Here is a 22422-nt window from a genome sequence, read left to right on the forward strand (position 1 = left end):
CTGGTCGCCGCGGCCTGGCAGGTCGCGGCGCGCACGGGCCAGGGCCTCGCCGACGCGGTCGACCGGGTCGCCGCCGACCTGCGGGCCGCGCACGCGACCCGACGGATCGTGCGCGGCGAGCTGGCCTCGGCGCGGGCGACCGCCCGGCTGGTCGCCTGCCTGCCGGTGCTCGCGCTGCTCATGGGCTCCGGGGCCGGCGGCGACCCCTGGGGCTTCCTGCTCGGCCACCCGGTCGGGCTCGCGTGCCTCGCGGCCGGGCTCGCCCTCGGCTGGGCCGGCCTGGCCTGGATCGAGGCGATCGCCCGCGACGTGGACGGGGCGGCGTGACCGGCCCCGTCGGCGCGCTCGCGGTCCTCGCCGCAGCGCTTGCCGCAGCGCTCCTCCCGCCGGCCCGCGAACGGCTGCCCGCGGCCGGACCGACGGTCGCCGCCACGGCCGACGAGGCGGGCTGGATGCGCCGCCGACGGCCGGCCCTCGCGCTGCTGAGCGGCGTGGCGGCGTACCTCTTCGTGGGTGGGGTGGCCGCGCCCGTCGCCGGCGTCGCAGCCGCGATCGGCGCCTGGGTGGTGCTGACCCGCGCCGAGCCACCGGGGGTACGCCGTCGGCGCGAGGCCGTCCGTCGGGAGCTGCCGCACGTCGTCACCCTCCTCGCGACCGCGCTCCGGTCCGGCTCGGCGCCGGGCGAGGCCGTCGCGCTGGTGTGCCGCGCGCTGCCGGGACCGGCCGCGGACCGGCTCGCCACCGCCTCGGCCCGGCTCGCGCTGGGCGTCGACCCGGCCACGGTGTGGTCCGGGCTCGGCGAGGACCCCGAGCTCGCGCCGCTGGGACGTGCCCTCGCGCGGGCGCACGCGACCGGTGCTCCGGTCGTCGCCACGGTCGAGCGGCTCGCCGAGGAGCTGGCCGCCCGCTCCCGCGCCGAGGTGGAGGACCGCGCGCGCACCGTCGGCGTGCGCGCGGCGGTGCCGCTGGGCCTGTGCCTGCTGCCGGCGTTCCTGCTGGTCGGGATCGTGCCGCTGGTCGCCGGGCTGCTCGGGGAGCTGGCCAGATGACCCGGCGCGATGACCCGGCGACGACCCGGCCGACGACCCGGCCGACGAGCCGGCGCCGCCCGGCGTCCACAGCGGCCGTCGCCGCGCCGCTCTCCACAGCGGCCGTCGCGCGGCCTGCGCCACCGCCGCTGGTCGGGCGAACCTCGACCTGACCCGGCCACGTCCGTGGCCCCGACCGAAGGAGCGACGCATGACCCGCAGACCCCTCTCCGCCCGCATGGCCCCCGAGCTCAGCCGCAACCGCAAGCGCAGCCGCAGCGAGGACGGCATCACCACCGCGGAGTACGCCGTCGGCACGGCCGCGGGCGCCGGCCTGGCCGGCCTGCTCTACAAGATGCTCAGCGGCGGCTTCGGCAACGAGCTGCTCACCACCCTGTTCGACCACGTCCTCGGTCTGCTGGGCATCGGGTGAGCCGCCGCACCGGTCGCGGGCGGGACGAGCGCGGAGCGGCCACCGCCGAGCTCGCGCTCGTGCTGCCGGCCCTGGTCGCCGTGACCGCCGGGCTCGTCTGGCTGCTCGCGGTCGGTGCGGCCCAGGTCCGGGTCGTCGACGCCGCCCGGGAGACCGCGCGGGCGGCCGCCCGCGGCGACGACGACGGCGCCGCCGTCGCCCGCGGTGAGCGGGTGGCGCCGCCGGGCAGCACGGTCGCGCTCAGCCGGTCCGGCGGTGAGGTGGTCGTCGAGGCCAGCGGCCGGGTCGACGGTCCCGGTGGGCTGTTCGACTTCCTGCCGGCCGTCCGGGTGCACGCGACCGCCTACGCCCTGGACGAGGAGGCCGGGCCGTGACCCGCGGTCGTGCACCAGACGAGGCCGGCTCGGTGACGCTGTTCGCGGTCGGCTGCCTGGCGCTGCTCCTGCTGGTCGGGTCGGCGCTCGGGGTGGTGGCGGCGATGGTCCGGGCCCACCGGGCCGCGCAGTCCGCGGCCGACCTGGCCGCGCTGGCGGGTGCCGCCGCCGTCGGCGGCGCGGGACGGGGCGACCCGTGCGCGGCCGCGTCCGCCATCGCCGAGCGGAACGGCGCCACGCTCCGCGGCTGCACCGTCGCCGGCCGCGACGTCCGCGTCCGCACCGAGGTGCCCGGCCCCCGCTGGCTCGGGCAGGTCGCCGACCTCACCGGCGAGGCCCGCGCCGGCCCCGGATGACCAGCCGGGTCCGGCCGCAGGTGGCCGGCCGGCCCCGGGGCTCAGCCGTCGCCGAGCAGGACGTCGAGCAGGGCGGCGGCGCCGTGCTTGTCGAGCGGGTTGTTCTGGTTGCCGCACTTGGGCGACTGGATGCACGAGGGGCAGCCCTCGACGCAGGCGCAGGAGCGGATGGCGTCGCGGGTGGCGGTGAGCCACTCCCGCGCGGCGGCGTACCCGCGCTCGGCGAACCCGGCGCCGCCCGGGTGCCCGTCGTGGACGAAGACGGTGAGCATGCCGGTGTCGGCGTGCAGCGCGGTGGAGACGCCGCCGATGTCCCACCGGTCGCAGGTGGCGAACAGCGGCAGCAGGCCGATGGAGCAGTGCTCGGCGGCGTGGGCGGCGCCCGGCAGGTCCCGCTTGTCGAGCCCGGCCTCCTGCAGCGCGTGGTCCGGCACGGTCCACCAGACCGCGGTGGTGCGCAGCGAGCGGGCCGGGAGGTCGAGGGGCTCCTCGCTGACGACCTCGCCGCTGGGCTGGCGCCGCTTGAGGAAGGAGACGACCTGGTGGGACACGTCCACGTCGCCGAAGGAGAGCCGGCAGTCACCCCACCGCCGGGACTCGCGCTCGGCGACGATCGTGATGTCGGTGACCTCACGGGCCGAGGTGGAGTAGTCGACCTCGGCGCGGTCGACCACCGCGACGTGCTCGACGAGATCGAGGTCGGCGACGAGGTAGGTCTCACCGCGGTGCACGTAGACGGCGCCGGCGTGGGCGGTGCCGTGCGCGCTCGAGGCGTCGACGGTGCCGACCACCCGGCCGGTCCCGCCCTCGACGAGCTGCACCGGGCGGCCGCCGGCCGAGCGGATGTCGGCCAGGTCCGCGGCGCGGCGCCGGTCGGTCCAGAACCAGCCGCGCGGCCGCTTGCGGAGCAGGCCGGCGGCGGTCAGCTGGTCGACCACCGCCGGGGCGGTCGGCCCGAACAGCTCCAGCTCGTCGGCGGTCAGCGGGATCTCCTGCGCGGCGGCGCACAGGTGCGGTCCGAGGACGTAGGGGTTGCCGGGGTCGAAGACCGTCGCCTCGACCGGGCGGCCGAGCAGCGTCTCGGGGTGGTGGACGAGGTAGGTGTCCAGCGGGTCGTCGCGCGCGACGAGCACCCCGAGCGCGTCCTGCGCCCCGCGGCCGGCCCGGCCGACCTGCTGCCACAGCGCCGCGCGGGTGCCGGGGAAGCCGGCCATCAGCACCGCGTCGAGCCCGCTGACGTCGATGCCGAGCTCGAGGGCGTTGGTCGCCGCCATCCCGGTGATGTCGCCGCGGCGCAGCGCCTGCTCGAGGTCGCGACGCTCCTCCGGCAGGTAGCCACCGCGGTACGACGCCACCCGCCCCGGCAGGGACGGGTCGACGTCCGCCAGCAGTCCCGCGGCCGTCATCGCCACCTGCTCGGCGCCCCGCCGGGAGCGGATGAACGCGAGCGTCCGCACGTCCTCGACGACGAGGTCCGCGAGCAGGTCGGCGGTCTCCGAGGAGGCCGCGCGGCGGACGGGCGCGCCGTTCTCCCCGGTGTAGGAGGTGAACGGCGGCTCCCACATCGCCAGCGACACCTCGCCGCGCGGGGAGCCGTCCCCGGTCACTGCCAGCACGTCCAACCCGGTCAGCCGGCCGGCGGCGACCTCCGGGTCGGCGACGGTGGCCGAGGCCAGCACGAACGTGGGGGACGCGCCGTACGACGCGCACACCCGCCGCAGCCGGCGCAGCACGTGGGAGACGTGCGCGCCGAAGACGCCGCGGTAGTGGTGGCACTCGTCGACCACGACGTACTGGAGAGAGCCGAGGAACTGCGCCCACCGCTGGTGGCCCGGCAGCAGCGAGCGGTGGAGCATGTCGGGGTTGGTGAGGACGTACTCCGCGTGGTCGCGGGCCCAGTCGCGCTGGTCGCGGCCGCTGTCGCCGTCGTGGGTGGTGACCCGGACGTCGAGACCGAGCCCGCTGATGCCGGCGAGCTGGTCCTGCGCGAGCGCCTTGGTCGGCGCGAGGTAGAGGACGGTCGCACCGCGCTGCCCGCGACGGCCGCGCCCGGCGAGGACGCAGGACAGCGCGGGGAGCTGGTAGGAGAGCGACTTGCCCGACGCGGTCCCGGTGGCGAGCACGACGTGCTGGCCGGCGTGCGCGGCGTCCGCCGCGACGGCCTGGTGCTGCCAGGGCTGGTCGACCCCGCGGGCCCGGAACGCGGCCACGACGGAGGGGTCGGCCCACTCCGGCCACGGGGCGGTCACCGCCGCGCGGGCCGGCAGCGTCTCCAGGTGCGTCAACCGGCCCTCGCGGCCGGGAACGGAGGAGAGCCGGTCGACCAGCTCCGCCACGGGGAGGCGGCGTCGCTGGGCGGTCGAGGTCACCGCGCCAGTGTCGCAGGGGCCGGGGACAGTCCCGTCTTTACTGTCTTTGTGCACCGTCCCGGTCGGCGTGGTTTCATAGGGCGGGCCGAGTGTCGGGACGGGACGCCGCCCGCGTACATTCGCCACCGACCGACAGTCTTCAGGGAGAACACGTGGACCTGACTCTTGCGACGCGCGACGTCGATGGGACGACCATCGTTGCCGTCGGTGGCGAGATCGACGTGTACACGGCTCCCAAGCTGCGCGACAAGATCACCGAGCTCGTCGCCGCCGGCGTCTACGACCTGGTCATCGACATGGAGGCCGTCGAGTTCCTCGACTCCACCGGCCTCGGCGTGCTGGTCGGCGGCCTGAAGAAGGTCCGCGCCCACGACGGGTCCCTGCAGCTGGTCTGCACCCAGGACCGCCTGCTGAAGATCTTCCGGATCACCGGCCTGGCGAAGGTGTTCGTGATCCACGACTCCGCCGACGCCGCGCTCGCCGGCAGCTGATCCTCCCGCGGGCCGCCGAGGCCCGCCCCGGCGCGACTTCGCCGCCTCTCGACCCCACGCCCCGCCTGCGCACGGCGCGCCGCCCGGGCCTCAGGTGGAGACACGGCACGCCTTCGCGTGCGTAGACTCCGGCCGCACGTGATCCAGGTCACGTCGACGTCACCGCCGGCGTGACCTTCCGCTTGTCGAGCTCAGGAGGTAGCGCATGCCCGGGATCCATCCCGCCGTCGCCGTGGAAGGGGGGAACCTCGTCCTCGTCATCGTGGTGGCGCTGATCGCGCTCGGCGCACTCGCGCTGGCGGTGATGTTCCGCCAGGAGGTGCTCGCCGCCGGCGAGGGCTCCCCGCGGATGAAGGAGATCGCCACCGCGGTCCAGGAGGGGGCCAACGCCTACCTCCAGCGCCAGTTCCGGACACTGGCGGTCTTCGCGGTCATCGCGTTCTTCCTGCTCCTCGTCCTGCCGGCCGACGACGCGGTCGTCCGGGTGTTCCGCTCGGTGTTCTTCCTGGTCGGCGCCGGCTTCTCGGCGGCGATCGGCTACCTCGGCATGTCGCTGGCGGTCCGCGCCAACCTGCGCGTCGCCGCCGCGGCGGAGACCACGGGCCGCGAGCCGGCGATGACAATCGGCTTCCGCACCGGCGCGTTCGTCGGCATGGCCACCGTCGGCCTGGGCCTGCTCGGCGCCAGCCTCGTGGTGCTGTTCTTCCAGGACGACGCGCCCCAGGTGCTCGAGGGCTTCGGCTTCGGCGCCGCGCTGCTCGCGATGTTCATGCGGGTGGGCGGCGGCATCTTCACCAAGGCCGCCGACGTCGGCGCCGACCTGGTCGGCAAGGTGGAGAACAACATCCCCGAGGACGACCCGCGCAACGCCGCCACCATCGCCGACAACGTCGGCGACAACGTGGGCGACTGCGCCGGCATGGCCGCCGACCTCTTCGAGTCGTACGCCGTCACGCTTGTGGCGGCGCTCATCCTCGGGTCGCAGGCCTTCGGCGACAAGGGCCTGGTCTTCCCGCTGCTGGTCCCGGCCATCGGCGCGCTCACCGCGGTGGCCGGCGTCTACCTGTGCAAGCCGCGCGTCGGCGAGAACGGGTTGACCACCATCAACCGCGCGTTCTACATCTCCGCGGGCGTCGCCGCCCTGGCGTGCATCGTGCTGTCCTTCGTCTACCTGCCGACCAGCTTCGCCGACCTCACCGGCATCCCGGCCGGCGGCAGCCCGCTCGACCAGGCGTTCGGCTACGACGCCGCCTCCGGCAACCCGGCCCTGATCGCGGCGCTCGCCGTCGTGATCGGCGTGGTCCTCGCCGCAGCGATCCTGGCGCTGACCGGCTACTTCACCGGCACGGAGTTCAAGCCGGTCAAGGACGTCGGCCGGACCTCCCTCACCGGACCGGCGACGGTCATCCTGTCCGGCCTCGCGGTCGGCTTCGAGTCGGCGGTCTACACGACGCTCGTCATCGGCGCCGCGGTCTTCGGGGCCTTCCTCCTCGGCGGCGGGTCGCTGTCGATCGCGCTCTTCGCGGTGGCGCTCGCGGGCTGCGGCCTGCTCACCACCGTCGGCGTCATCGTCGCGATGGACACCTTCGGCCCGGTCTCCGACAACGCCCAGGGCATCGCGGAGATGTCCGGCGACGTCGGCCCGGAGGGCGCGCAGATCCTCACCGAGCTCGACGCGGTCGGCAACACCACCAAGGCGATCACCAAGGGCATCGCGATCGCGACCGCGGTGCTGGCGGCGAGCGCGCTGTTCGGCTCCTACATCGGCACGGCGGTCGACCAGCTGCGGGAGGTCCGGCCGACCGAGGACGACGGGTTGATCAGCTTCTTCGTCTTCAGCCCCGACGTGCTCGTCGGTCTCCTCATCGGCGTCGCCGTGGTCTTCCTCTTCTCCGGGCTGGCGATCAACGCCGTCGGCCGGGCGGCGGGCGCGGTGGTCTTCGAGGTGCGGCGCCAGTTCCGCGAGATCCCCGGGATCATGGAGGGCACCGGCCGGCCGGAGTACGGCAAGGTCGTCGACATCGTCACCCGCGACTCGCTCCGCGAGCTCGCCACGCCGGGCATCCTGGCGATCCTGGCGCCGATCGCGGTCGGCTTCGGCCTCGGCGTGGGGCCGCTGGCCGGCTTCCTCGCCGGCGCCATCGGCGCCGGCACGCTGATGGCGGTCTTCCTCGCCAATGCGGGCGGGGCGTGGGACAACGCCAAGAAGCTCGTCGAGGACGGCCACCACGGCGGCAAGGGCTCGCTCGCCCACGAGGCCACGGTCATCGGTGACACCGTCGGTGACCCGTTCAAGGACACCGCCGGCCCGGCCATCAACCCGCTGATCAAGGTGATGAACCTGGTCTCGCTGCTCATCGTCGGCGCGATCGTCTCGCTCACCGTCGGGGAGGACGCCAACCGTCCGCTGTCGGTGGTCATCGCGCTGGTCGCGACCCTCGGCATCGCCGCGGCGGTCGTGATGTCCAAGCGACGTTCCGTCGTCATCGGCGACGACGACGGCAACCCCCCGCCGCCGCCCGCGCCGCCGGCCCCGCCGGCGGGTGCGACCGACCCGATGGTCGACCCCGCGACCGGCCTGCCGATCACCGGCACCGGCACCGGCACCGGCACCGGCCCGGTCGTCGACGCGGAGCCCACCCGGCCCTACCAGTCACCCACGCCGTAGGGCCGGCCGCACCACCTGCACGACGAGAGAGCCCCCCGACGCCCAGGGCGTCGGGGGGCTCTCCCTGGTACTGGGGCTACTTCCTCCGCAGGACCGTGAGGACGACCTGCGCCGACCGCGACTTCCCCGCGGTCGCGCTGCCGGCGTACACCGCGCGGAGCTTGTGCTTGCCCGGCTTCAGCTTGGGCAGCATCACCGTGCGGACGCCGTTGTCGGAGGGGCGGACGACGTACTTCTTGATCGTCTTGCCCGCGCGCAGGATCTTGACCTGGCCCGCCGGCTTGAGGCCCTCGGCGCCGAGGCGGATCTTCAGGGCGGCCTTGGCGCCCTTCTTGATCTTCTTCTTGGGCAGGGCGAGCTTGACGGTGCTGGCGGCCTTGGCGACGCGCACGGCGTCGGTGCTGGCCCGGCCGGGCTCGTAGCCGGTGCGGGTGCCGGCGACGACCGCCCACACCTCCTGGCCGGCGTCGGCGCCCTTGAGGAGGTACGACGACTCGGTGGCGCCGAAGATCGCCTCACGGCCGCGCATCCACTGGTAGGTGAACTGCGTCGGGCCGGTGCCGCTCCACGTGCCGGGGGTGACCGACAGGGTGCGACCGATGACCGGGTTGCCGCTGAGGACGGGTCCGCTGATCGACGTCGGCGCCGCGCCGAGCGCGGGAGTGACCTCGGCGGTCGAGACCGTGGTCAGGTCGCCCTTGGTGCCGGTCGCCTTGAAGGTCAGCGCCTTGAGGCCGTCCTCGGGAGCGACGGTGTACGACGTGCTCGTGGCGCCCGGGATCGCGACGCCGGAGCGCAGCCACTGGTAGGTCGTGCTGACGCCGTCCTCGAACGTCGCGGCGCCGGTGAGGACCTCGCCGACCTTCGCGGTGCCGGTGACCGTCGCGGCGGTGACGACCTTGGGCGCGGTGGGCTCGGCGCCCGGCAGCTGCAGCGCGGTGGTGATCATCTCCAGCGGCAGGAAGCCGAGGACGGTGGTGGTCACCTTCGCGGCGATCTGGCAGCCCTCCTGCGCCTGCGTGGGCATGAACTGCCACGGGTCGGCGCCGGCGGGCAGCGTGATGAGCGAGCCGTCGCAGAGCCAGGAGACGTCGAACGACAGCAGCTTCTGCAGGTCGATCGGCAGCAGGTCGAAGACCGGTGCCAGCAGCGTCAGCGGGCTGCCGATGCCGGGGATGCCCTCGAGCTTCGGCGGGTTCGTCAGCATCGACAGCAGGTCGAGGCCGGGCAGGTCGGGCAGCGGCAGGTCCGGCAGGACCGAGGCGGGGGCCGGAGCCGCGGCGGGCGCGGCGGGCGCGGCGTGCGCCGGGGTGACGGCGGATCCCGCCACCAGTCCGGTGCTGATCAGCGAGGCGGTGGCGACGGCGCCCAGGGCGCGCTTGTACGACTGCATGTTTCCCTCCCATGTCGGCGCCCTCCCAGGCGCCGGAAATGTGCTTCCTCCGCTCGCGACCGTACGGCGGAGCGTGACCGGGGGCACGCGGTTCGCCCGCATGCCCCCGGCGGTCTGGACCGGCCTGGACCGGCCGGGCCGGACCGCTACTTCTTCTTGTTCTTCTTGACGACCTTCAGCACGACGACCTTCGAGGTCGACGGAGCCGTGGTCCTCGAGCCGAGGTAGGTGACCTTGATCCGGTGCTTGCCCACGCCCAGCTTCGGCAGCTTGACGGTCTTCTTGCCCTTCACCGAGAGGGTCTTGAGCACGCGCCTGCCGTCGTAGATCCGGACCTGGCCGGTCCGCGCGACGCCCGCGGAGCGGAGCGTCACGACGACCTTGGCCTTGGTGCCCTTGCGGATCTTCTTCTTCGCCAGCTTCGCGGCGGTCACCGAGGTGAGGCGGTTGACGGTGCCGGCCGTGGTCGCGCTCGCGACGGTCTCGGAGAAGCCGGTCGCGGTGGCGGTCACGTCGACGGTCAGGCGCTTGCCGATGTCGGCCAGCTGGACGACGTACGTCGGCCGGGTCTGGCCCGGGATCGTGATGCCGTCGCGGCGCCACACGTAGGTGAAGGTGGCGTCCGGCGCGCTCCACGAGCCGGGGCTCGCGGTCAGCGTGCGACCGACCTCGGCGAAGCCGGAGATCGAGGGGGTGACCGTGGGGGTCATCGGCTTGTCGACCGCGGTCACGGTGATCGGCGCGCTGGTGGCGGTGCCGTCGGCGTACCCGGTCCGCTTGCCGGTGACCTTCACCGTGAGCGCCTTGCCGGCGTCGGCCTCGGTGACGACGTACGTCGGCGCGGTCGCGCCCGTGACCGGCTGGCCGTCGCGCAGCCACTGGTAGGTGGTGTTCGTGGTGCCGGTGCCCGACCAGGTCGGGGCGTTGACGGTGAGCGTCCCGCCGACCTCGGGCTTGCCGGCGATCGACGGCTGCACGGTCGCGGTCGGGGCGTCGCCCTGGGCGACGGTCACGGCGGCGCTGGTCGACGTGGGAGCCGGCGTGGGGGCGTCCTTGCGAGTGCCAGTGGCGCGCACGGAGAGCGCCTTGCCGAGGTCCTCGACGGTCGGCGTGTAGGTCGCGCTGGTCGCGCCGGCGATCGCGGTACCGCCGCGCAGCCACTCGTAGGTGGTGACGACGTCGGTGGCGTTCTGGTCCCACACCGGCGGCGTGGCCGCCATCGGCGTGCCGACCTTTGCTGTCGCGGGGATCGCGACGGCCTTCGTCAGGGTCGGGGCCTTCACGGAGCCCGGCAGATCGGGGATGTTCGACAGCGGGATCTCGATGACCCGCGTGATGCCGGAGATCGGCACGCCGAGCACGGTGGCGATGGTCTTCGCCGCGAGCTCGCAGCCGGCCTGCGCCTCCGTCGGGACGAACGTCCAGAAGCCCTCGGAGCCGGGAATCACGTTGCCGTCGCACAGCCAGACGATGTCGAGGTTCAGCAGGCCCAGGACGTTGTCGACGAGCGGTTTGGTGACGGACACCGCCTGGCCGACGCCGGGCACTCCGCCGAGCAGGTTGAGGACCGGGTTGGTGATGAGTGCGACCAGGTCGCCGAGACCGTCCTTGTTCTGGACCTGGACGAGCGGCGCCGGCTCGACCGGCGCGGCCTGGGCCGGCGCTGCGGTGCCGAGCGCGAGGCCCGAGGACAGCAGGGCGGTGGTGGCGAGCGCGCTCAAGGCGCGGTGGTGCGTGGGCATACGGGTTTCCTCCCCATCGGACGCCCGGCTCCCGACCGGACGTGTCGTCGACGCGTCGTGCGCGCCCTGGGCTCCCCCAGGCTTGGGAACCTAGGGGCACCGCGACGGGGTAGGAGGGCTCTTTGACCGGACATGGACCGAACGGACTAGTCCATCCGGGCCATGCCGCGGAGCAGGTCCGACCGTCCGGGTGACCTGTCCGGGTGGTCGCCTGGGTAGTGCGCCTGGGTGGCGTCGGCCTTCCGTCCAGGCCCTAGGCTCGATCCGATGAGCACCTCCGCCACCGACCTGCCGGCACGTCTGCGTGCCGCGCTGACCGTCGCCGGCTTCACCTACGACGCGGTCGCCGAGCTGCTCGGGCCGCGCGCCCACGAGGCGCTCGCGCGCAACGAGACGACGCCGGGGCTGCGGCTTACCCAGGGCGGCTCGCCCCTCGAGACCCTCGTCCGCCTGTTCCTGCTGCAGACCCCGGTCGAGCTGGCAGCGGCCGAGCGGGCGCTGCCCGACCTGGTGGAACGGATGGCCGCCGAGGGCCTGGTCGAGCAGACGGTGGGCGAGGTGGCGGCGCGCCTCGACGTCCGTCCGTACGCCGCCGACGGCCGCGACCTGTGGGTGGTGAGCGACCTGACCCCCGGGCTCGACGGCGGCCCCCAGGCGGTCGGCGCCGACCACGTGCTCGGCATCAGCCCCGCGTCGACGTCCCTGGCGCAGCTCACCCTCCGCCGGCCGGTCGGCCGCGCGCTCGACCTCGGCACCGGCTGCGGCGTGCAGGCGCTCCACCTCGCCACCCACGCCGACCGGGTGGTCGCGACCGACGTCAACCGCCGGGCGTTGTGGGTGACCCGTTTCAACGCCGCGCTCAACGAGGTGGCCGACCGCGTCGACGTGCGGGACGGGTCGTACTTCGAGCCGGTCGAGGGCGAGGCCTTCGACCTCATCGCCACCAACCCGCCGTTCGTGATCTCGCCGGCGACCGGCGAGCGGCTGGTCTACCGCGACTCCGGCCTGCCCGGGGACCGAGTGGTCGAGGACATCGTCCGCGCCGCGCCGGCCCACCTCGCGGACGGCGGCTGGTGCCAGGTGCTGGCCAACTGGGCGGTCCTCGACGGCCGCCCGTGGGACGAGCGGCTGGCCCCGTGGATCGCCGACGACTGCGACGCGCTCGTCGTGCAGCGCGAGCTGCTCGACCCCGCGGCGTACGTCGAGCTGTGGCTCAAGGACGCCGGCCAGCACGGCGCACCGGACTACCTGGTGCGGTACGACACCTGGCTCTCGTGGTTCGAGGAGCAGGGCGTCGAGGCGATCGGCTTCGGCTGGGTCAACCTGCACAAGGTCGGGCCCGGCGCGAGCCGGCGCACCTTCCTGGACTGGCCGTACGACGTCGAGCAGCCGATCGGCCCGGCGATCGAGGCCTGGGGCGAGGTCGGCCCGGTGCTGGCGACCGGGGTCGGCGCGGATGCGCGGCTCACGACCCGTGAGGACGTCCGGCAGGAGACCACCGGCCCGGTCGGTGCCGAGGACCCCGAGACGATCGTGCTGCGCCAGCAGCGCGGGCTGCGGCGCGCCCGCCAGGTCGACACCGTCGAGGCCGCCCTGGTGGGCGCCTGTGACGGCGAGCTGACCGTCGGCCAGATCCTCGACGCCGTGGCCCAGCTGCTGGACCGCGACCCCGGCGAGACCCGCGCGACCTACCTGCCGGTGGTCGGCGAGCTCGTCGAGGAGGGGTTCCTCACCGCAGCTCGCCCGTGAGCGGCATAGACTCCTGCCCCACCTCGCTGCCGAGGACTGCGTCGACGGTCAGCGCGAGCCTCGGCTCGGGCCCGCATGTGGCCTCGCGGACCTCGACGGTGCCGCTTGCTCCGCCCACCGCGCTGGAGAGCTCGTTGGCCCGCGCGGTGCTGTCGCCGGCCGTGTCGTCGTCGAGTGCGAAGAACAGCAGGACCGGGTAGGTGTCGGAGCCACCGGGCCCGTCGACAGGGAGCGTGAACGTCTCGCCCGGCGACACCTGGTCCGGCCGGACCTCGAGGTAGACGAACGGCTCGGCCAAGCGCGCCTCGTCGCCGGCGCCGCGGGCCAGCCGGTGCTCGTTCTGGGCGACGATCAGCCCGTCTTCGCACGTCACCTCGATGCCCTCGAACACCACGACGGAGCCGTCGGACAGGGTGGTGCTGAGCGGCTCGGGCCCCGGCTGGGTCGCCACGTCGACGGCCCGGTCGGGCTCGCCGCCGGTCGTGACCGCGGCGAGGGTCGCCCCGCCGACGACCGCCAACGCGGCGACCCCGACTGCGGCGCGGCGTCGCCGGCGGCGTACGGACATCCGGCGCTGCACGCGCTGCAGGCCGTCGCCGGGCGGGCGCACCTGCTCGGTCAGCCGGTCGTAGGCGGCGCTGATCGTCGGGTCGTGCTCGGTGGTGTCGTTCATCGGACGGCGTCCTCTCGTCGGGTCGTGCCCGGGACGGTCGGGAGGTGGTGGCGGGCGTGCTCGCGGAGCCGCTCGGTGCCGCGGGAGAGCTGGCTCTTGACGGTGCCTTCGGAGCAGCCCATCCGCTCGGCGATGCCGCGGACGTCGAGGTCCTCGACGTACCGCAGGGCCAGCGCGGTGCGCTGCCGCGGCGTGAGCGTGGCCAGCGCCTCGACCAGCCAGCCCTCCGCCTCGCCGGTGTGGTGCACGGGCGCGTCCGGCCGGTCACCCCGGCCGCCGAGGACCGGCAGCTCGCGCCGCAGGCGGCGCAGGCGGTCGATGTTGAGCCGGACCATCACGGTCCGCAGCCACGCCTCCGGCACGTCGGGGCGCCGTCGCTCCCAGTGCTCGCCGAGCCGCGCGAACGCCTCCTGGGTCAGGTCCCAGGCGTCGTGCGGGTCGCCGGTGAGCGCGTGCGCCAGCCGCAGGAGCGGCCCCTGGTGCACGACCACGAAGTCCGCGAAGTCCGGGGCGTCGCCCGGTGCGCCAGCTGCCACGTCCGTCTCCCTGTCCTTCCGGGTCCCACTGTCCCCCTGATGACGGTGGCGGGGCGCGAAACGTTGACGGCGGGTCGTGTGCCCGCGGTCGCGGCCGGGCGCGTCGTGGAGCACACGACCCGTTCCGGCCCGGCCCCGGGGAAGCGGGATGGTCGACGGCACGCGCTACCGTGACCGGCTGTGAGTCCCGCGAGCGCGGGGAACCACCCGGCAACGTGAGGAAATGACAGGTCCGTGGCACACAAGTTGGTGATCGTCGAGTCCCCGGCGAAGGCCCAGAAGATCGGGAGCTACCTCGGTCAGGGGTACGTCGTCGAGTCCTCGATCGGCCACATCCGTGACCTGCCGCAGTCGGCCGCCGACACCCCGGCGAAGATCAAGGACAAGCCGTGGGGCCGCCTCGCGGTCGACGTCGACAACGGCTTCGAGCCCTACTACGTCGTCCCGAAGCGCTCCAAGGACCAGGTCAAGAAGCTCAAGTCGCTCCTCAAGGACGCCGACGAGCTCTTCCTCGCCACCGATGAGGACCGCGAGGGCGAGGCGATCGCCTGGCACCTCCTCGACGAGCTGAAGCCGAAGGGCATCCCGGTGCGCCGGATGGTCTTCCACGAGATCACCGAGCCCGCGATCCTCGCCGCCGCCGCGAACCCTCGCGACCTCGACATGGACCTGGTCGAGGCCCAGGAGGCGCGCCGCATCCTCGACCGCCTCTACGGCTACGAGGTCAGCCCGGTGCTGTGGAAGAAGGTCATGTCCGGCCTCTCCGCCGGTCGTGTCCAGTCCGTCGCGACCCGCCTGGTCGTCGACCGCGAGCGCGAGCGGATGCGCTTCCACGTGGCGTCGTACTGGGACCTCGACGCGACCTTCGACGCCGGCGCCCGGAACGACCAGCGCATGTTCCCCGCCAAGCTGCACTCGGTCGACGACGTCCGCGTCGCGCGCGGCTCGGACTTCACCCAGGACGGTGTCCTCAAGGACGGCGCGAAGGTCGTCCACTTGGACCGGACCCGCGCCGAGGCGCTCGCCGGCTCGCTGCAGGAGAGCACCTTCGAGGTGCGCTCGGTGGAGTCCAAGCCCTACCGCCGCTCGCCCTACGCGCCGTTCCGCACCACGACGCTGCAGCAGGAGGCCAGCCGCAAGCTCGGCATGAGCGCCAGCGTGACGATGTCGGTCGCGCAGCGGCTCTACGAGAACGGCTTCATCACCTACATGCGCACCGACTCCTCGACGCTGTCGGGGGCCGCGATCGACGCGGCGCGGTCGCAGGTGCGCGAGCTGTACGGCGCGGAGTACCTCCCCGACGCCCCCCGCACCTACGCCGGCAAGGTCAAGAACGCCCAGGAGGCGCACGAGGCGATCCGGCCGGCGGGCGACACCTTCCGCACCCCTGGCCAGACCGGGCTGACCGGCGAGCAGTTCCGCCTCTACGAGCTGATCTGGATGCGCACCGTCGCCTCGCAGATGAAGGACGCCACCGGCCAGTCGGTCTCGGTGCGCATCGGCGGCACCGCGGCGAGCGGCGAGGACGTCGTCTTCTCCGCGAGCGGCCGCACGATCACCTTCCACGGGTTCCTGAAGGCGTACGTCGAGGGCACCGACGACGGCGGGCAGAAGGACGACGCGGAGACCCGGCTGCCGGTGCTGACCGAGGGCGACGAGCTGTCGGCCGCCTCGATCGCGGCCGCCGGCCACGAGACCAAGCCGCCCGCGCGCTACACCGAGGCCACGCTGGTCAAGGAGCTCGAGGAGCGCGAGATCGGCCGCCCGTCGACGTACGCCTCGATCATCAAGACGATCGTCGACCGCGGTTACGTCTACAAGAAGGGCAACGCGCTGGTGCCGGCGTGGCTGGCCTTCTCGGTGATCCGGCTGATGGAGGAGCACTTCCCGCGGCAGATCTCCTACGAGTTCACCGCCCAGATGGAGGACGTGCTCGACGAGATCGCGGCCGGGCGCAAGGAGCGGAAGACCGAGCTCGCGGAGTTCTACTTCGGCTCCGGCGACGTCGAGGGGCTCAAGAAGCTCGTCGACGGCCTCGGCGACATCGACGCCCGCGAGCTGGCGACGTTCCCGGTCGGTGGCCCCGACTCCGGCATCCACCTGCGGGTGGGTCGCTACGGGCCCTACCTCGAGGCCGTGCCGACCGACGGTGGCGACGACGACGGCAGCCTCGCGGGCAAGCGCGCGAACGTCCCCGACGACCTGCCGCCGGACGAGCTGACGCTGGAGAAGGCCAAGGAGCTCTTCGCCAACCCCGCCGGCGAGGAGATCCAGCTCGGCCGCCACCCGGAGTCCGGGCTGGAGGTCGTGGCGAAGAACGGCCGCTACGGGCCCTACGTGACCGAGGTGCTGCCCGAGGACGCGAAGAAGTCCGACAAGCCGCGGACGGGCTCGCTGTTCAAGTCGATGTCGCTCGACACCATCTCGCTCGAGGACGCCGTCAAGCTGCTCTCGCTGCCGCGGGTGGTCGGCACCGCCGAGGACGGCGAGGAGATCACCGCCCAGAACGGCCGCTACGGGCCGTACCTGAAGAAGGGCAGCGACTCCCGCACGCTCCCGGCCGAGGAGCAGCTGCTCACGATCACCCTCGACGAGGCGCTGAAGATCTACGCCCAGCCCAAGCAGCGTGGCCGGGCAGCCGCCGCGCCGCCGCTCAAGGAGCTCGGCAACGACCCCGTGTCGGGCCAGCCGGTGGTCGTGAAGTCCGGCCGGTTCGGCGAGTACGTCACCGACGGCGAGTACAACGCCACCCTCCGCAAGGACGACTCGGTCGAGTCGATCACCCTCGAGCGGGCCGCCGAGCTGCTCGCCGAGCGGCGCGAGCGCGGCCCCGCCAAGAAGGGCGCGAAGAAGGCGGCCAAGAAGGCCCCGGCGAAGAAGACGGCCGCCAAGAAGACCACCGCCAAGAAGGCCGCGACCAAGAAGACGGCCAAGGCCGCGGCGAAGAAGGCCTGAACCGCCCCGCTCAGAGGTCCCCGACCGCCCGCCCGTGCGGGCGGCCGGGGTCGTCGTACGCCGGGTCCGGCTCGCCGGCGCGGTAGGCCTCGAGCTGCGCGCACACCGCGGTCCCGTAGAACAGCCCGGTCGCGCTCAGCCACGACCAGAGCAGCAGCGCCATGATCCCCGCGAGCGGGCCGTAGGTCTCGCCGAACGACCCGCTCAGCCGGACGTACGCCGCCAGGCCGGCCGCCGCGAGCAGGCTGACCAGCACGGCGGTGGCCGAGCCGAGCGCCAGCCAGGACAGCGCCGGCTGGCGTCGCCGCGGCGCGTGGTCGAGCAGCACCGCGATCGTGACGACGAGCAGCACCAGCCCGAGCGGCCAGCGGGTGATGTCCCAGGCGAGCTCGGTGCCCGCGGACCAGCCGTAGACCTCGACCATCGCGTCCCCGAACGCCCCGCCCGCGACGAGCAGGAGGAACCCGAGCCCGACCGGCACGGCCAGCAGCGCGGTGAGCACCGCGGCCCGGCCGTACTTGTGCAGGGCGGGCCGGTCGCGGCGGATGCCGTAGATCCGGTTCGTGCCGCGCTCGACCTGCCCCATCGCGGTCGCCATCGACACCAGCGACACCAGCAGGCCGAGCACGAGGGCGACCTCGCCGGCGTCCTCGCTGCTCTCGCCGCCGGCCACGGCGCCCGCGAGGGCGTCGCCGCCGCCGTGGCCGGGTGAGACCTGCTGGACGGTGAGCGCGACGACCTCCGCCAGCCGCTCCTGGTCGAGGTCGGCGGTGAGCCCGGTCAGCGCCAGCAGGAACGGCACGACCGCGAGACAGGCCTGCAGGGCGAGCGCGCGGCTGTTGGTGAACCCGTCGCCGTACCGGAAGCGCACGAACGAGTCGACCGCCACCCGCCGCAGCCCGTGGTGGCGCGCGAGGTGCCAGGCGTCCTCGGCGTCGAGCTCGTCGCCGTCCATCTCGGTCGTGACCGGGACGGTGCGCGCGGTGGTCACCTGACGACGTCGCCGTCGGTCCGGCCGGCGAGCACGTCGCGGAGCTCGGCGGCGGTCAAGCGCCGGGGACCGACGTAGTAGAGCACCGAGCCGGCCGGGACGGTGGTGTCCCAGCCGGGGCTCACCACGACGTCGTCCCGGTCGGCAGAGGCGCGCAGCGCGAGCAGGGTCGCGCCGTGCGCCTCGCCGAGGGCGCGCTGCCACGCGCCGTACGTCGCAGGGGAGCCGTCGGGCACCGTGCTGGACCACGTGCTCATGCCGCCGGGGGTCATCAGCTCGTCGTAGACGCCGGCGATGCCCGGGTCCTGCAGCTCCTCGAGGACCATCTGCGTCGCGTGCCACTGCACGCAGTGCACCGTGCGGTCGACGCGGGCGATCGTGCGGCGCCGGGCCAGGTCCCGGAGCGTCACGACCGTGTGGACGCCGCTGGAGACCTCCTCGGCGGCGATGGTGAGCGTGACCGCCTCGTTGTCGTCGCGGGCGTCGACGAGGATCGCGGCGGCCCGCGCGGGCGCAGCCCGACGGAGCACGTCGAGGTCGGTGAGGTCCCCGCGGACGAAGTGCGTGCGCACGTCGTCGGGCAGCGGGTCCACCTCCGCCTGGTCCTCCCAGGCGCAGAGGACCACGTCGAGCGCGCGGCCGCCCGCGGCCGCGTCGGCGAGCAGGTCCTGCACCAGCCGGTCGGTCCGCCCGGCGGTGTAGCCGAGGAGCACGACGTGCCCGCTGAGGTCGTGATCGGTGAGGCCTCGCATGCGGCGTCCCTTCGCTCGGGAGATCCGGTCGGCGACGTGGGTGAAGACGGTGGTGAGGGTGGCGACGCCGCCCGCGACGACGTACGCCGCGACGAGCCGGCCGCCGGTCGTCTCCGGGTAGACGTCGCCGTACCCGACGGTGGACGCGGTGACGAGGAACCACCACCAGTACTGCCGGGGCTCGGCGATGTCCGTGCTGTCCTCGGCCAGCGCCATGAGCGCCCAGCTGGTGACGAACACCAGTCCCAGCACCAGCAGCGGCGTCTGCCAGGTGAGGCGGCGCCGGTAGTGGCTCCAGAGGGAGAGGAGGACGGGCATCGCGGTCAGCCAAGCCGATCCGCGCCGCGTCGCCAAGTCGGCTGCCTGCGTTGGTCCCCGTCGGTGCCGCCACGTAGGTTCGGCGCGTGCACGCAACGACCGGCGTCCTCGTCTGCTTCGAGGGTGGGGAGGGCTCGGGGAAGTCCACCCAGTCCCGCCGGCTGCGGTCCTGGCTCGAGTCCGAGGGGTACGTCGTCGTCCTGACCTTCGAGCCCGGCGACACCGAGGTCGGGCAGGTGCTGCGGCGCCTGGTGCTCGACCCGGCGACCGGTGCGCTCGACCCGCACACCGAGGCCCTGCTGTACGCCGCGGACCGCGCCGAGCACGTCGCGCGGGTCGTGCGGCCCGCGCTGGAGCGGGGCGAGGTCGTGGTGATGGACCGGTACGTCGACTCCTCGCTCGCCTACCAGGGCGCGGGCCGCGACCTCGACGTGGCGATGGTCGAGCGGGTCTCGCGCTGGGCGACCGACGACCTGCGCCCGCACCTGACCGTCGTGCTCGACCTCGAGCCCGAGCAGGGGCTGGGCCGGTTCGCGGAGCGGGACAAGATCGAGGGGGAGTCGCTGGAGTTCCACCGGCGCGTGCGCGAGGCGTTCCTGCGGATGGCCGCGGCGGACCCCGACCACTACCTCGTGCTCGACGCCCGCGCGCCGGTCGACGAGATCGCCGCCGCCGTGCGCGCCCGGGTCGAGCCGCTGCTCGGGCAGGCGTCCCGATGACCGTCTGGGACTCCCTCGTCGGGCAGGCCCGGCCGGTCGAGGCGCTCCGGGCCGCCGCCGGCGGGCAGGGGATGAGCCACGCCTGGCTGTTCACCGGTCCGCCGGGGTCGGGCCGCTCGAACGCCGCCATCGCCTTCGCCGCCGCGCTCCAGTGCGAGCAGGCCGGCTGCGGCAGCTGCCACTCCTGCCGCACCGTCCTCGCCGGCTCCCACGCCGACGTCGTGGTCGTCAGCACCGAGTCGGTGCAGTTCCGCGTCGGCGAGGCCCGGGAGCTGGTGCGCCGGGCCGCCCTCAGCCCGGTCGGCCAGCGCTGGCAGGTCATCGTGGTCGAGGACGCCGACCGCTTCAACGACCACTCGGGCAACGCGATGCTCAAGGCGATCGAGGAGCCCAACGCCCGGACCGTGTGGCTGCTCTGCGCCCCGACCGTCGACGACGTGCTGCCGACGATCCGCTCGCGCTGCCGGCTCGTGACGCTGTCGACGCCGTCCACGCCCGACGTCGCCGCGTTCCTGGAGCGGGCCGACGGGGTCGACCCCGCGCTGGCGGCCCGGGCGGCGCGGGCCAGCCAGGGCCACATCGGCCGGGCCCGGGCCCTCGCCCGCGACGAGGGCGCGCGGCGGCGGCGCGACGAGGTCGTGGCCATCCCGGCCCGGCTCACCAGCCTCGGTGCCTGCATGAGCGCCGCCACGACGCTCGCCGAGGTCACCAAGGAGGAGGCCGAGGCGATCACCTCCGACCGCGACGCGCGGGACAAGGCCGACCTGGACCAGGCGTTCGGCTACGAGGACCGCGGCCGGCGGGCCCGGGAGTACGCCGCCGCGCTGAAGAGCCTCCAGGAGGACCAGAAGCGGCGCGCCAAGCGACGGGTCCTCGACGTCGTCGACCGGGCGCTGATGGACCTCGTGTCGGTCTACCGCGACGCGGTCGCCCTCGGGACGGGCGCGCCCGGCGAGCTGGTGAACGCCGAGCTGCGCGCCGACCTCGCCGAGATCGTCCGCACCTCGACCCCCGAGCTGAACCTGCGCCGGATCGGCTGGATCTTCGAGGCCCGCCAACAGATGTTGGAGTTCAACGTGCCGGTGCCGCTGGCGCTGGAGTCGATGATGGTCGCGCTGCGGGCGCCGGCCCAGGGGAGCGCCCGATGAAGCAGGGGACCGTCCGTCTCATCGTGCTGGTGCTCGTCGCCGCACTCGTCCTCGGCGGGATCGGCATCGCGATCGCGGGTCTGTCCTCCGGCGACGGCTCGACCCCGCCGGGCTCCGACTCGTCGGAGGCCGCTCGTCCGGTGCCCGCACCGACCACGACGCCGGAGCCGGGCGCGCAGGAACCGCCGCGGCCGGCGCTCGCCCGCTTCTACGAGCAGGAGCTGGACTGGCAGGCCTGCGGCGACCAGGAGTGCACCCGGCTCACGGTCCCCCTCGACTACGCCCGTCCCGGCGGCGAGACGATCGAGGTCGCGGTCCTGCGGGTGCCGGCCGCCGACCCGGGCCAGCGGCTCGGCTCGCTCGTGGTCAACCCCGGCGGCCCCGGCGCACCCGGCACGACGTACGCCTCGCAGGCGGGGCTCGTGTTCGGCCGGCCGCTGCTGCAGCGCTTCGACGTCGTCGGCTTCGACCCGCGCGGCACCGGCTTCTCGACCGCCGTCGACTGCGTCTCCGACGAGCAGCTCGACGTCTTCCTCGCCGCCGACCCCAGCCCCGACGACCGCGAGGAGGCCGAGGCGCTCGCGCAGGCCCAGCGCGCCTTCAACGCCGGCTGCGCGGAGGAGTCCGGCGAGCTGGCGAACCACGTGACCACGGTCGAGGCCGCGAGGGACATGGACGTGCTGCGCTCGGCCCTGGGCGAGTCGACGCTGACGTACTTCGGGGCGTCGTACGGCACCAAGCTGGGCGCGACGTACGCCGAGCTGTTCCCCGACCGCGCCGGCCGGCTCGTCCTCGACGGTGCGGTCGACCTCTCGCTCGACCTGCGGGAGCGGAGCCTCGGGCAGGCACGCGGCTTCGAGACCGCGATCCGCGCGTACGTCGAGAACTGCGTCGCGTCCGACGGCTGCCCGCTCGGGGACTCCGTCGAGGGCGGGCTGCGACGGCTGACCGACTTCCTGGACGAGGTGGACGCCCAGCCCCTGCCCGCCGGGGACCGGGAGCTCGCCGTGGGCAACGCCTTCTACGGCATCGTCGCCCCGCTCTACAACCGCGACTACTGGCTGCTCCTGACCCGTGCGCTGGGAGCCGCCCTCGGCGGGGACGGCCGGTTGCTGCTTCAGCTCGCGGACCTCTACTCCTCGCGCGGCCCGGACGGCTACACCGACAACAGCTCCGAGGCGAACCTCGCGATCAACTGCCTCGACGACCCGACCGCGGTCGACCCCGCCGAAGTCCCGGCGCAGGTGCCGGCCTTCCAGCGGGTTTCCCCGACCTTCGGCGAGGTCTTCGCCTGGGGGCTGGCCGGCTGCCTCGGCGTGCGCGCCGAGGCCACCGTCGAGACGCCCGAGGTCGACGCCTCCGGCGCGCCGCCGATCGTCGTCGTCGGCACGACGCGCGACCCGGCCACGCCGTACGCCTGGGCCGAGGCGCTCGCCGACCAGCTCGAGCCCGGCGTCCTCGTCACCCGCGACGGCGACGGCCACACCGGCTACAACGCCGGCAACGCCTGCGTCGACGAGGCGATCGAGTCCTATCTGCTCGACGGCACCGTCCCCGACGACGGCCTCCGCTGCTGAGCCCCTGTCGGGGTAGTAACGGACCGCGGGTTCAGGGAGTCGTTGCACCGCCACGGGTAGTGGAGGTGCGGAGTGGGGATCGAGCGGGCAGATCGTCGGCGGTTCTGGTTGGCGGTGAGGTCGGGGCAGTGGGCTGGTGAGGCGGCGGTC

19 protein-coding genes are annotated in these 22422 nt (G+C 74.1%); 12 read left to right on the plus strand and 7 right to left on the minus strand.

The genetic code is table 11. The features are described 5' to 3' along the window. The 5 genes from H7344_RS19540 to H7344_RS19560 form a co-directional block, all read left to right on the plus strand. A partial coding sequence (locus H7344_RS19540; RefSeq protein ID WP_390625366.1) for a type II secretion system F family protein occupies positions 1-327 on the plus strand: 327 nt, incomplete at its 5' end. Continuing rightward, positions 324-1049 carry a type II secretion system F family protein gene (locus tag H7344_RS19545; protein ID WP_186347662.1) on the plus strand — a complete coding sequence of 242 codons (726 nt, stop codon included), beginning with the start codon at positions 324-326 and terminating at the stop codon, positions 1047-1049. The genes H7344_RS19540 and H7344_RS19545, both read left to right, overlap by 4 nt. Positions 1050-1239: 190 nt before the next feature. After that, positions 1240-1461 carry a DUF4244 domain-containing protein gene (locus tag H7344_RS19550; protein ID WP_229706969.1) on the plus strand — a complete coding sequence of 74 codons (222 nt, stop codon included), beginning with the start codon at positions 1240-1242 and terminating at the stop codon, positions 1459-1461. Beyond that, on the plus strand, positions 1458-1835 hold the full coding sequence (locus H7344_RS19555; RefSeq protein ID WP_186347663.1) for a TadE family type IV pilus minor pilin: 378 nt from the start codon (positions 1458-1460) through the stop codon (positions 1833-1835). Before H7344_RS19550 ends, H7344_RS19555 begins: the two co-directional genes overlap by 4 nt. Further along, entirely contained in the window at positions 1832-2191 is a 360-nt protein-coding gene (locus H7344_RS19560; RefSeq protein WP_186347664.1) for an Rv3654c family TadE-like protein, read from the plus strand. Before H7344_RS19555 ends, H7344_RS19560 begins: the two co-directional genes overlap by 4 nt. Positions 2192-2232: 41 nt before the next feature. Here H7344_RS19560 and H7344_RS19565 read toward each other — a convergent pair whose 3' ends face one another. Next, positions 2233-4560 carry a DEAD/DEAH box helicase gene (locus H7344_RS19565; RefSeq protein ID WP_229706968.1) on the minus strand — a complete coding sequence of 776 codons (2328 nt, stop codon included), beginning with the start codon at positions 4558-4560 and terminating at the stop codon, positions 2233-2235. Between the two features lie 152 nt (positions 4561-4712). Here H7344_RS19565 and H7344_RS19570 point away from each other — a divergent pair, with 152 nt between their 5' ends. Beyond that, entirely contained in the window at positions 4713-5051 is a 339-nt protein-coding gene (locus tag H7344_RS19570; protein WP_166190198.1) for an anti-sigma factor antagonist, read from the plus strand. A gap of 205 nt (positions 5052-5256) precedes the next feature. Then, positions 5257-7719, plus strand: coding sequence for a sodium-translocating pyrophosphatase (locus tag H7344_RS19575; RefSeq protein WP_186347665.1), 2463 nt, complete (start codon positions 5257-5259; stop codon positions 7717-7719). Positions 7720-7795: 76 nt separating this feature from the next. On the opposite strand, the gene H7344_RS20295 is transcribed toward H7344_RS19575, so the two are convergent. Together H7344_RS20295 and H7344_RS19585 are read right to left on the minus strand one after the other, a co-directional pair. Further along, positions 7796-9112, minus strand: coding sequence for an Ig-like domain repeat protein (locus H7344_RS20295; RefSeq protein WP_222130908.1), 1317 nt, complete (start codon positions 9110-9112; stop codon positions 7796-7798). Between the two features lie 146 nt (positions 9113-9258). Then, on the minus strand, positions 9259-10854 hold the full coding sequence (locus tag H7344_RS19585) for an Ig-like domain repeat protein (RefSeq protein ID WP_186347666.1): 1596 nt from the start codon (positions 10852-10854) through the stop codon (positions 9259-9261). A gap of 267 nt (positions 10855-11121) precedes the next feature. On the opposite strand from H7344_RS19585, the gene H7344_RS19590 reads away from it, so the two are divergent. Continuing rightward, entirely contained in the window at positions 11122-12603 is a 1482-nt protein-coding gene (locus H7344_RS19590; protein ID WP_186347667.1) for a DUF7059 domain-containing protein, read from the plus strand. Here the strand turns inward: H7344_RS19590 and H7344_RS19595 are convergent. Further along, positions 12584-13276, minus strand: coding sequence for a hypothetical protein (locus H7344_RS19595; RefSeq protein WP_186347668.1), 693 nt, complete (start codon positions 13274-13276; stop codon positions 12584-12586). The two genes, H7344_RS19590 and H7344_RS19595, sit on opposite strands and share 20 nt — an antisense overlap. Beyond that, positions 13273-13812 (minus strand): RNA polymerase sigma factor, encoded by a 540-nt coding sequence (locus H7344_RS19600; protein WP_222130909.1) that lies wholly within the window; start codon positions 13810-13812, stop codon positions 13273-13275. The genes H7344_RS19595 and H7344_RS19600 overlap by 4 nt, the downstream gene beginning before the upstream one ends. 234 nt (positions 13813-14046) lie before the next feature. Here H7344_RS19600 and topA point away from each other — a divergent pair, with 234 nt between their 5' ends. Next, a complete protein-coding gene (gene topA, locus H7344_RS19605) occupies positions 14047-16767 on the plus strand; it encodes a type I DNA topoisomerase (protein WP_186347669.1) in 2721 nt (906 codons plus the stop codon). A gap of 10 nt (positions 16768-16777) precedes the next feature. On the opposite strand, the gene H7344_RS19610 is transcribed toward topA, so the two are convergent. Both H7344_RS19610 and H7344_RS19615 read right to left on the minus strand, forming a co-directional pair. Continuing rightward, positions 16778-17758 (minus strand): YihY/virulence factor BrkB family protein, encoded by a 981-nt coding sequence (locus H7344_RS19610; protein ID WP_186347670.1) that lies wholly within the window; start codon positions 17756-17758, stop codon positions 16778-16780. Further along, positions 17755-18828, minus strand: coding sequence for an ion channel (locus tag H7344_RS19615; protein ID WP_186347671.1), 1074 nt, complete (start codon positions 18826-18828; stop codon positions 17755-17757). Before H7344_RS19615 ends, H7344_RS19610 begins: the two co-directional genes overlap by 4 nt. A gap of 86 nt (positions 18829-18914) precedes the next feature. On the opposite strand from H7344_RS19615, the gene tmk reads away from it, so the two are divergent. The 3 genes from tmk to H7344_RS19630 are packed head-to-tail and all read left to right on the plus strand — an operon-like array spanning position 18915 to position 22272. Next, entirely contained in the window at positions 18915-19547 is a 633-nt protein-coding gene (gene tmk, locus H7344_RS19620; RefSeq protein ID WP_186347672.1) for a dTMP kinase, read from the plus strand. Continuing rightward, a complete protein-coding gene (locus tag H7344_RS19625; protein ID WP_186347673.1) occupies positions 19544-20695 on the plus strand; it encodes a DNA polymerase III subunit delta' in 1152 nt (383 codons plus the stop codon). The genes tmk and H7344_RS19625 overlap by 4 nt, the downstream gene beginning before the upstream one ends. Beyond that, positions 20692-22272, plus strand: coding sequence for an alpha/beta hydrolase (locus tag H7344_RS19630; RefSeq protein ID WP_186347674.1), 1581 nt, complete (start codon positions 20692-20694; stop codon positions 22270-22272). The genes H7344_RS19625 and H7344_RS19630 overlap by 4 nt, the downstream gene beginning before the upstream one ends. Positions 22273-22422: the final 150 nt, after the last annotated feature.

Origin of the sequence: Nocardioides deserti (genome assembly GCF_014266025.1) — a bacterium.
GTDB classification, from domain to species: domain Bacteria; phylum Actinomycetota; class Actinomycetes; order Propionibacteriales; family Nocardioidaceae; genus Nocardioides; species Nocardioides deserti.